This window comes from Sulfitobacter sp. HI0027, assembly GCF_001634775.1.
GTDB lineage: Bacteria > Pseudomonadota > Alphaproteobacteria > Rhodobacterales > Rhodobacteraceae > Sulfitobacter.
In genome coordinates this window covers 1-9,709 of the sequence record NZ_LWER01000037.1, presented here as the reverse complement: position 1 = coordinate 9,709, position 9,709 = coordinate 1, and the positions used below count along the sequence as shown (strand labels likewise).

At 62.1% G+C, this 9,709-nt stretch carries 9 protein-coding genes; all 9 read right to left on the bottom strand.

Annotated elements, in window-relative coordinates:
* Positions 1–329 (bottom strand): IS110 family transposase (locus tag A3722_RS02480; RefSeq protein WP_150120407.1); only part of this gene is annotated, 329 nt, incomplete at its 3' end.
* A gap of 72 nt (positions 330–401) precedes the next feature.
* Positions 402–986, bottom strand: coding sequence for an MFS transporter (locus A3722_RS02475; RefSeq protein ID WP_236627330.1), 585 nt, complete (start codon positions 984–986; stop codon positions 402–404).
* A 6-nt stretch (positions 987–992) separates the two neighbouring features.
* Positions 993–1,172 carry a hypothetical protein gene (locus A3722_RS25160; protein ID WP_330220204.1) on the bottom strand — a complete coding sequence of 60 codons (180 nt, stop codon included), beginning with the start codon at positions 1,170–1,172 and terminating at the stop codon, positions 993–995.
* Positions 1,173–1,177: 5 nt separating this feature from the next.
* The gene (locus tag A3722_RS02470) at positions 1,178–1,555 is read right to left on the bottom strand and encodes a class I SAM-dependent methyltransferase (protein WP_330220203.1); all 378 of its coding nucleotides are present in this window, start codon (positions 1,553–1,555) and stop codon (positions 1,178–1,180) included.
* A 72-nt stretch (positions 1,556–1,627) separates the two neighbouring features.
* Positions 1,628–3,022 (bottom strand): dihydrolipoyl dehydrogenase, encoded by a 1,395-nt coding sequence (gene lpdA / locus A3722_RS02465; protein WP_067626236.1) that lies wholly within the window; start codon positions 3,020–3,022, stop codon positions 1,628–1,630.
* 97 nt (positions 3,023–3,119) lie between these two features.
* Positions 3,120–3,719 (bottom strand): DUF924 family protein, encoded by a 600-nt coding sequence (locus tag A3722_RS02460; protein ID WP_067626556.1) that lies wholly within the window; start codon positions 3,717–3,719, stop codon positions 3,120–3,122.
* 65 nt (positions 3,720–3,784) lie between these two features.
* A complete protein-coding gene (locus A3722_RS02455; protein ID WP_067626558.1) occupies positions 3,785–5,119 on the bottom strand; it encodes an MFS transporter in 1,335 nt (444 codons plus the stop codon).
* Between the two features lie 72 nt (positions 5,120–5,191).
* On the bottom strand, positions 5,192–6,256 hold the full coding sequence (queA, locus tag A3722_RS02450) for a tRNA preQ1(34) S-adenosylmethionine ribosyltransferase-isomerase QueA (protein WP_067915892.1): 1,065 nt from the start codon (positions 6,254–6,256) through the stop codon (positions 5,192–5,194).
* Positions 6,257–6,300: 44 nt separating this feature from the next.
* Positions 6,301–9,642: a YhdP family protein gene (locus A3722_RS02445; RefSeq protein WP_067627611.1), complete on the bottom strand. Its 3,342-nt coding sequence runs from the start codon at positions 9,640–9,642 to the stop codon at positions 6,301–6,303.
* Positions 9,643–9,709 lie beyond the last annotated feature (67 nt).

Below are 9,709 nucleotides of genomic sequence, written 5' to 3'. Positions count from 1 at the left end.
AACCAGCCGGTTCGCAGAACATGGGCAATCCCACGCGCGTCGTTCTTGTCAGTCTTGTTGCGCATCGCTGAAAGGGCAGCATTCACTTGGCGGGCTTCCATGCAGACGACATCAAAACCTTCACTGGTCAGACCATAAAAGAGATGCTGGCTCAGCGTGCCAGCCTCAAAACCGATGCGCTCGATCGGATAACCGGAGCTGTTCAGGCAATCGGCGATATCGCCGACTTCACAGGATAGTTCCTTTTCGAGCATCACCTTGCCTTTGGCATCGACGACACAGATGGCACATGAGCGAAGTGACACATCCAAACCGGCAAAATATTCCATCATTCATCTCCCTTGTTCACAGTCTGGCTGTGATTTTAACGGGAGCTCGACCTCTGAATAGGGGCAGCCCAATTACGCATGCTGAGGGCCCTCGTCCGGCAGGCTGCGCAAGCTGCCGGAAAGCACCAGCGCACAGCCCGCCATATAGAGCGCGTGGACGGCGAAAAGCGCAGGCACGCCCCATGCCAGCGCAAGCGGGCGGCCTATGAGGGTCAGGATCGCGAAAGCCACGCCAAAGAAGGTGCCCCAGAGGGTCAGGGTAAACCCGCGGTCCTTCACGGTACTGAGCTGCGCAATCAACGTCGGCGCGGCAACGACGATGGCCAGATGCGACAGCCCTTCGACCACGCGGCTGGCCAGCATCCAACCAAACCCCGGCAGCAGCGCCTGAAAGGCCGATACAGCCGCGCCCAGCCACAGGGCAAATAGCAGCGCACGACGATAGCGGATACGGGCGACCACCAGCCCCGCCACAACGCCAAGGAGGATACCGACACCGCCCACCATTGAAACCAAGAAGCCCAGCGACGCTCCGGCCTGCGGATAAATCTTTGGAAGCAGGTCGAAGATGACGCTCATCTTGCCATATTGCGCCGCCGCCCCCAGGCCCGCGGCCCAAAGCGCGAAAACGCGCGGAAAGGAGGTTTGGTCAGCCATCGGCTCTCATTTCTTCTGGGCCAGCGCCCAAGCGCACAGCGGCATTTTGGGATCGTTAGTCAGGTCATCCGTGCTTTTGTCGAAACGCGGCGGCCAGTCGGGTTCAAGATTGCAGGCGGCGGCGGTACGGTTGCCCCATTGTCGCGCGATGACCCGGCTCTCGTCGAAGCCGGCTTCGATCAGCAAGTTCTTCAGCCCCCGTGCGGACCAGCGCGAATTGTCATTGGGGGCGGCATGGAAGGGAATGAAAAACGGCACGGCGATCCAGAAATACCCCCCGGCCTGAGCATCTGTTGAACATGGTTCAGTGCGGTATAAGGCCGGTCAAGATGCTCCCAGACCTGATTGGCGAGGATCAGATCGAACTGGCGGAGGGCGCCGCTCGCAGGATCGGTAAACGGACCTGCGCAGATGTCATAGGTCGGGTAGCCAAACTGTGTATAGCTCTTGAATGCAAAGCGCTGACCGAACCTGCCAGAAATTTCGGCTGTATCCAGCGTTGCAGGGTTCAAACGGCCAATCAGCCGACGGCTGCTGCGGTGCATGACGACACGGTTAAGGCTGACCACGACATGGCTCCCGACGGTTTGGCCAAATTGCGGCGGGGCGAGGCGCGGTCAATGCACCCTGCCCCGCCCGCGTTACATGTGGATCACGCGGTCAAAGGCGTCGAGCACGGATTCATGCATCATTTCGCTGAGTGTTGGATGCGGGAAGACGGTGTTCATCAGGTCTTCTTCGGTGGTCTCCAACTGGCGGCCCACAACGTAGCCTTGGATCAGCTCGGTCACCTCGGCCCCGACCATATGTGCGCCCAGAAGTTCGCCGGTCTTGGCATCAAAGATGGTTTTCACCAGCCCTTCCGGCTCCCCCAAGGCCACGGCCTTGCCATTGCCGATAAAGGGGAATCGACCGACCTTGATGTCATAGCCTTGCTCTTTGGCCTTCGCCTCGGTCAGACCGACAGAGGCGACCTGCGGGTGGCAATAGGTGCAACCGGCGATGCTTTCGGGTTTGACGGGATGTGGTTTCTGGCCCGCGATGAGTTCGGCAACCATCACCCCTTCGTGGCTCGCTTTATGCGCAAGCCACGGCGCACCAGCGATGTCGCCGATGGCATAGAGTCCGTCGACACCTGTGCGGCAATATTCATCCGTCACCACATGGGTCCGGTCTACTTTGACGCCAAGTTCTTCCAGCCCCAGACCTTCGGTATTGCCGACGATGCCAACCGCAGAGATCACGGTGTCGAACTCAAGCTTTTCGACTTTGCCGTCACGTTCGATATGGGCGGTAACCTTGTCGTCCGCACGGTCGAGCTTCTTGACCGTGGCCTTTTGCATGATGGTCATGCCCTGCTTCTCAAACGCCTTCTTGGCGAATTTAGAGATTTCTTCATCTTCTACTGGCAAAACACGGTCCATCACTTCGACCACGGTCGTGTCAGCGCCAAGGGTGTTGTAGAAGCTTGCGAATTCGATCCCGATGGCGCCGGAGCCGATGACCAGCAGCTTCTTGGGATCATGGACGGGCTGCAAGGCGTGGCGGTAGGTCCAGACGCGCTTGCCATCCGCCTCGAGCCCCGGCAGTTCGCGGGCGCGGGCGCCGGTTGCCAGAACGATGTTCTTAGCCGTCAACTCTTCGCTGCCCTTGTCAGTTTTGACAGAGACTTTGCCCTTTGCCGGGATCGAGGCTTCGCCCATGAAGACGTCGACCTTATTTTTCTTCAGCAGGTGTTTGACCCCGCCTTCCATCTGCTTGGCGACGCCACGCGAGCGTTTGACCACCGCTTCGAGATCATAGTCGATCTTATCCGCTGCCAGACCAAAGTCCTTGGCGCGGTGCATCAGGTGAAACACCTCGGCAGAGCGCAGCAGCGCCTTGGTGGGGATACAGCCCCAGTTGAGGCAGATGCCGCCCAGATTTTCTCGCTCAACAACCGCGACCTTCAGGCCTAGCTGTGCGCCACGGATGGCGGCGACATAGCCGCCCGGCCCCGCACCGATCACGATCAGATCAAAGGATTTGGCAGCCATGGCAAGGACCTCGCGTTAGGGTTTGCAAATATAGTTTACCGCTAAACCATATTTGCAATCGCCACAACCACGCGAATTTACCCTGCCCTGCCGAAGCTCAGGCCGCTTGCAGATTTTCACGCAGCTGTTTGACGGTCCGACCATACCCGCCTTCGTCGATATAAGAGGTCTCCTGCGCGGTGAAACTGCGCGACAGAGCCGCGTTGCGGTAGGGAAAGCGGCCAAACTGACGGATCACTTCGCGGTGCGCGCGGGCGTGCAGCAGGTTGCTGCCATTGCTTTCCGGCATCCGTTCGCACATCAAACGCACGCAACGGTCCTGATCGCAGAGGTTCTCTGAGTGCATCAGCGGCAGGTAGAAAAACTGCCGCTCGGGCGCTTCCACGCGCATGTCCCAGCCCTTTTCGATCCCCAGCTTCGCGGCCGCGAGGGCGATACGATCGCTGGCAAATGCCTTGCCGGTATCGCGGAACATATTGCGCGGGAATTGATCGGTCACGATCAAAAAGGCCAGCGCGTCGGTGGGATTGGTCAGCCAATGGTTCAGCTTGCCCGCCTCTGCCTCACTCCAGAGCCCCTCGAAACGGCTGCGGATCTCGGCATCCAGCGCATCGGAACTATTGTACCATCCCGCCGGACCCACGTCCTTGAGCCAGAAATTCAGTACATCTTGGGGTTCTGCATTTGTGGCAGCCATCCCGCACACTCCTTTGCCGCATCTCGGGCGTTTCGCTAAAGTTAAGAACGTCTTACCCCGAAAGCCTAGTCACGTTTTATGTCATCCGCGACATCGTTATCGCTATCAGGGGCGTTTTTGTCAGCTTCGGCGTTTTCTTGGGCAGCTTCTTCGGCGGCTTCCTGTTCCGATTCAATGGCATACTCTTGCGCGATTTCCACGGCCACAGCGGTGGCAGAGGGGTAAATCGGCACGTAGTTGCCCGTTTCGTCCACCGGAATCGCAGCACGCTGCGTCTTACGGTAGGAAGCATAGCCGGCCAGCGCGGCAAAGAGCACGGCGGTAAAGAGGTAAAAGCCCCCCGGCCCCAGAGCCGTGCCCATCATCCAACCGGTAATCACCGGGCCAAGGACGGCACCTAAGCCGTTGATAAACAACATCCCACCCGAGGCCGCAGCCATATCCTCTTGTTCAAGGAAATCGTTGGTATGGGCCATGATCAGCGAGTAAAGCGGGTTCGACATGCCGCCCACGACAAAGGCCGTAGCAAGCAGGATCGGGAAAACATGCCCCAGCATCATGCCGACCATAGAGCCCGCCCCACCGATCAGCGCGGTGATGACGATCAGGCTGCGTCGGTCCATCCGGTCAGAAATCCAGCCGATGGGATATTGCAGGATCACCGAACCGACAAAGAAGGCCGCCACGAAAAGTGAGATCTGCGCGACGCTCAGCCCTGCCTCGGCACCGTAAACCGCCGCCATCCCGAACTGCGCCGAGAAAACACCGCCCAAAAGGAACATGCCGACACAGCCGAGCGGAGAGGTCTCCATCAGGGTGCTCAGGCTCATCGGTTTGGTGGTGCCGAAGGGCGGTGTGGGGCTGATCGACAGCAGGATCGGCGTGACCGCGATGCTCACCAAAACCGAAGGAATGACAAAGAGCACAAAGCCCGACGGGTCAGCCGTCAGCAGCAGCGCTTGGGCGATGACGATGCCGAGTGTTTGCACGATCATATAGGCCGAAAGCGCCTGCCCCCGGTTCTCGTTCGTGGCGGCATTGTTGAGCCAGCTTTCAGCGGTCACGTAAACAGCCGAGAAACAAAAGCCGATCAGCACCCGACCCAGCGACCAGACGATGGTATTGGGGAATGTCGGGTAGAGGATCATTACCGCCGAGATCAGCGAGGCCAGCGCCGCAAAGACCCGCACGTGGCCCACACGCCGGATCATCCCCGGCGCCATCCGCGACCCGCCCAAGAAACCGACGAAGTAAGCCGACATGACGATCGACATTTGCAGGGTCGAAAACCCTTCGATGCCGCCGCGAATACCCAGCAAAGTGCCCTGCATGCCGTTGCCGACCATCAACAGGCACATGCCCAGCAATAGCGCCCATGCGCTTGAAACCACTTGAATCATCGGTCAATTCCTTGTTCGCCCAAGCCCTCCCATGGACGGCAATCGCAGGCTAGTCACCCCCTAGAACGACATTCAAGCGGGTTTTTGCGCCTCAGGCAGCAGAAGAGAGGAATCGCCGTATGAAAAGAAACGGTATTTTTCGGCGATGGCATGGGCGTAGATGTCTTTTACCTGCTGCACGCCCATCAGGGCCGAGACCAGCATCATCAGCGTGGATTTGGGCAGGTGAAAATTCGTCATCAGCCCGTCGGTCACGTTGAAGTCGAACCCCGGCGTGATGAAAATATCGGTATCCCCTTCCCACGCCGCGATCTGCCCGCCGCGCGCCGCTGTTTCGATCAGGCGCAGCGCGGTGGTGCCCACGGGGATCACGCGCCCTCCGGCGGCACGGGTGGCGGTGATCTCTTTGGCGGCCTCAGCGCTCACCCGGCCCCATTCGGCGTGCATTTTGTGCTCGGAAATGTCATCGACCTTGACCGGCAGGAAGGTGCCCGCCCCGACATGCAGGGTGACATGGCTAAAGGTGACCCCCTTGGCCGCCAGCGCCGCGAGCAGCGCCTCGTCGAAATGCAGCGACGCCGTGGGCGCCGCGACCGCGCCTGCGTGGCGGGCAAAGACGGTTTGGTAATCCGTCATATCCTGCGCGTCAGCCGCGCGCTTTGCGGCGATATAGGGCGGCAGCGGCATGGCCCCGGCTGCGTTCAGCGCGGCATCGAAATCATCACCTGTGCAGTTGAACCGCAGATGCCCTTGCCCGTCTTCCACCGCCTCAAGCGTGGCGCGCAGATCGTCGGAAAAGACGACTTCTTCGCCGATTTTCAGCTTGCGCAGGGGTTTGATCAACGCCGACCACGTGCCATCGCCGCGCGGCTCTAAAAGCGTGACTTCGATTTTGGCCCGCACCGCCCCTTGGGCCGAGGCACGGTGGCGCAGCCCAGAAAGCCGCGCCGGGATCACACGGGTGTCGTTCAGCACCAAACGGTCGCCGGGGCGCAGCCAGTCTGTCAGGTCGGTCACGCGGCGGTCATGCAACTGATCCCCCGCGGCCACCAGCAACCGGGCGGAGCTGCGCGGATTGGCGGGGCGCGTGGCGATCAATTCCTCGGGCAGGTCGAAATCGAAATCGGAGAGCTTCATCGGTCGGCGTTCCTATTGGTCTGGCAGCATAGGTCGCCCGGCGCTTAGCGGTCCTCTGGCACCCGGGCAACCGGATTCGCTTGGCCCTGCACCGCCGGGGGTGTTGGGGGCGGGCGGCGGAACAACTCGCGGAACATGCCGGGCGTGAGCGCCGAGAGCGGATTAACCGAGACGCTGGGCTCTTTCGCGGCCCCTGTCAGGCGGTAGTTGAACCCGATCAGCCCCTCGCCCTTGCGGGTGAACAGCGACCCGATCCCGTTGAACATATAGACCGGAGAGATCACACCCTGCATGTCGATCAACCCACTGTCGAGGGCATAGACCCCATCCATCGACAGCCCCAAAGACGCGCCCACGGCGCTGGCCTCGGTCAGGGTCAGGCGGTTCGGGGTCAGGCGAAACTTCGCCTCCACATCGTCAAAGTAAATGCCATCGCCGTTGAGTTCGTTGATCAACCCCACGACCGAAATGGCATTCACCAGCGCCGCGATCCCGGGCGCGTCTTGAATGGCGACATTGCTGACCTCAAGCTGCCCATCAAAGGCCCCGCCCGACCCGACAGGCAGCAGGGTAAGCGACAGATTGCCCCCGACGACCTGTTTCACCAGCCCGGCCGAGCGCAGTATCCCGCCCGCATCGTCCGAGACCACGCGCACCGCGCTACGCCCGCCTTGGGGCAGGACCCGCCCCTGCACAGGCGTGCCCCCGTTGAGCCGCGCAGTAAAGGACCCGTCCATCCCCTTGGCCGTGTCAAAGGTGCCCGCAAGGTTCGTGAGGTATATCGTATCGGTGATCTGCAGCCGGTCCAGCGCCACGCGCATCGGCGGTCCGGCTTGCCCCCCCGCCCCGCCGAATTCGGCCCGGCGCATGTCCAACGTGCCGCCGCCCAGCACCACCTGCACCGGATTGCCCTTGCCACGCCCGATCAGTTGCACGGGGATATCAAGCCAGTCGCCGCGCCGCAGCCGGTCGATCCGCACGCGGTCCAACGCGCCGCCGGGTTCAAGGTCAATGGAGCCTGCCACCCGCAGCCCCGGCGCGTTCAGTTGAAAGGCGTCGATGTTCGGCGTCTCGCCCAACCGTCCCGCCAGCCGCAATTCGCCTTTGGTCGCCGGTGCTTTTACCCACGATAACTGCGGCACGGAAACGCCCAAGCCCGCCAAATCGCTTCGCAGTGAAAACCGCGGTGCCGCGCCTTTCTTGAGGTCTACCGCAATCTGTCCGCTGCTCTCCCCGCGAAGGCTGCCGGGGGGCAGTGCGACGCCAAACGCTTCGAACCCCGCAGGGGTCAGCGCCACTTGGGCTGTCAGTCTGCTTTCGTCAGAGCCGGGACCGATCGCCTGCGACCATTCCCCGTCGAAACCCACGCCATCGATACGTCCTTCGCCGCCGATGGTGATGCGGTCATTGCTGGCGGTGATGGCCAATTTGCTGGCCTGAAGGCTGCGGTTCTTGACCAGCGTATCGGTCGAAAGCGACAGCAAATCCCCCGCGAAGTGATAGCGCACATCTTCGGGCTTGCCGCCTTTTTTCAACGGCAGCGCCAGCGTGCCTTTCAGCACCGCCTCCCCATCCGCGAGCGTCACCGGCAGCCCGGCCTTCTCCATCACCCGCATTGGCGGCTGGTTCAGCAGCGATAGCGCGGCGGTCAGGGTTGACCGGGTATTGAGCCGGATCACCGAAGGGCTGCCGTCTTTCACGCGCACATCCGGGATGATGAAAGACGACCCATCCAGCGTCACCGCCCCGCCCTGCGGCGCGATCACCTCGCCTGCGTCCACCGTGACGACAAGACGATTATCGAGCAGGCTCATATGGCCGCTGCCATCGGTGATATGCGGCAAGGTTTTCAAAAACCGCACCTCGGCCCCGGCGTAGTCGAAGGCCACATAGGTCTGCGGCACCTGCCCCGGTGCCATGCGCAGCGCCAGATCAAGGTTGCGCATCCGGCCTGAATGAAGGTTCTCGTCCAGCCATTTGCGGGTCTTGGGTTTCACCCCCTCGGGCCAGAGCGCCAGCAGACGCTCCGGGCTCAGCCTGTCCATGCGCCCATCGAGTGACAGGTTCCAGCCCTCAGGCTCGGCCACAAGCGCCCCATCAAGGCGCAGGCTACGGCCCTGATCGCTGATCTCCAAACGGCCCAGTTTCAGGCGAAACGGGTTGAGGCTGAGTTCAAAGTCGATATCTGCTTGATCCAAGGCCACCGTCTCAGGGTAGACTTCCGCCGGATTGGCGCGCAGATCGCGTAAGGAAAACTGCCCCACCATCCGCCCCGGAATGCCCCCCGTGACATCGCCCAGTTGCGAAGTGCCGGTGATGTTGCCCGACACCCAAGGGCTGTCGAGGGACATCTCGTCAAAGCGCAAAAGCTGGCGCGCGGGGTCATAGCTAAAGTAGCTCTGGGCCCCATCAAAAGGGATCGGCTTGGTCTGCGAGTTGGGCTGCAACACGCCTTTGCCGATTTGCAGCGATGCGTTGATCGGCGCAAAGCGGCCCGCGCTGTCGATCCCGCTGCGCACCGCGCCCGAGATATTGGCGCGCAGTACCTCTAGCCATGAAAACGCAGGCCCTTGTGCGGCGATGTCGCGCGCATCGATCCCGTCGAATGTCACACCAAAGGTCGCGGCGTTCTGGCCGATGCGGCTGCTGTAATTGGCGGTGAGCGTGGCCACATCGGCCCCACCGCTCAGCACCGCAAGGTCGGCCGACAGGTCAAGTTGATCGCCATCGCGCGCCAAGCGCAGCCGCCCGCCATCGCCGGTCCAGGCCCGGCCCGCGCGGGCATCCTCGAACCGCAGGGTCAGGGCGCGCAGCTCAACCGAGCGTAGGGCCGAGAGCGCGGGTGCGGCCAGCACCTCGTCGATCTGACCGATGAGTTGCGGCAGGGTCGCGGCCTCACGCTCAGGCGGGGCGATTCCGGCCCCGGCAGAGAGGCTCACCCGGCCATCCGCCCCCCGGCGCAGGTTTGCCACCACGCCTGAAAGGGAAATCGCCCGCGGCTGTGCCACACCGCGCAGCAGTGACCGCATCGACAGGCTGGCCTTGAACTCATTGAAACTGACGATCTCGTCGCCTTCGGGGGTGGTGACAAAGATATCTTGCAGCCGCACGCGCGGCCGCCAGCCTTCGTCGACGACGAATTCCATCGCGCCGAAATCCACCCGCGCCTGCGGCAGCGCAGTCGCGATCCGCGCCTCGATCCGCTCTTGCACCCAAAGCGGCGCGGGGATCGGACGCCCGGTGAAATAGACCGCCGCCCCCGTCGCCAGCGCCGCCAATAGCACCAACACCACAACCAATGCGATCCCCGCGCGGCGGCGCGGCCTGCGGCGGGGCGACCCTTCGCCGTCTGGCGCAGGGGGGCTGGAAGGGGATGGGTCGCGCATCGGGCTCCGGTTCGGCTGGGGCGGCTTTCGGGGGCGGCTTTGACGTTGTCAAATCAGATGCAGTATG

Excerpts from the sequence above, each read along its gene's own strand:
- A3722_RS02460 (WP_067626556.1), bottom strand. The coding sequence starts at position 3,719 with ATGGCTGCCACAAATGCAGAACCCCAAGATGTACTGAATTTCTGGCTC.
- A3722_RS02475 (WP_236627330.1), bottom strand. The coding sequence starts at position 986 with ATGGCTGACCAAACCTCCTTTCCGCGCGTTTTCGCGCTTTGGGCCGCG.
- lpdA (WP_067626236.1), bottom strand. The coding sequence starts at position 3,022 with ATGGCTGCCAAATCCTTTGATCTGATCGTGATCGGTGCGGGGCCGGGC.
- A3722_RS02455 (WP_067626558.1), bottom strand. The coding sequence starts at position 5,119 with ATGATTCAAGTGGTTTCAAGCGCATGGGCGCTATTGCTGGGCATGTGC.
- queA (WP_067915892.1), bottom strand. The coding sequence starts at position 6,256 with ATGAAGCTCTCCGATTTCGATTTCGACCTGCCCGAGGAATTGATCGCC.
- A3722_RS02445 (WP_067627611.1), bottom strand. The coding sequence starts at position 9,642 with ATGCGCGACCCATCCCCTTCCAGCCCCCCTGCGCCAGACGGCGAAGGG.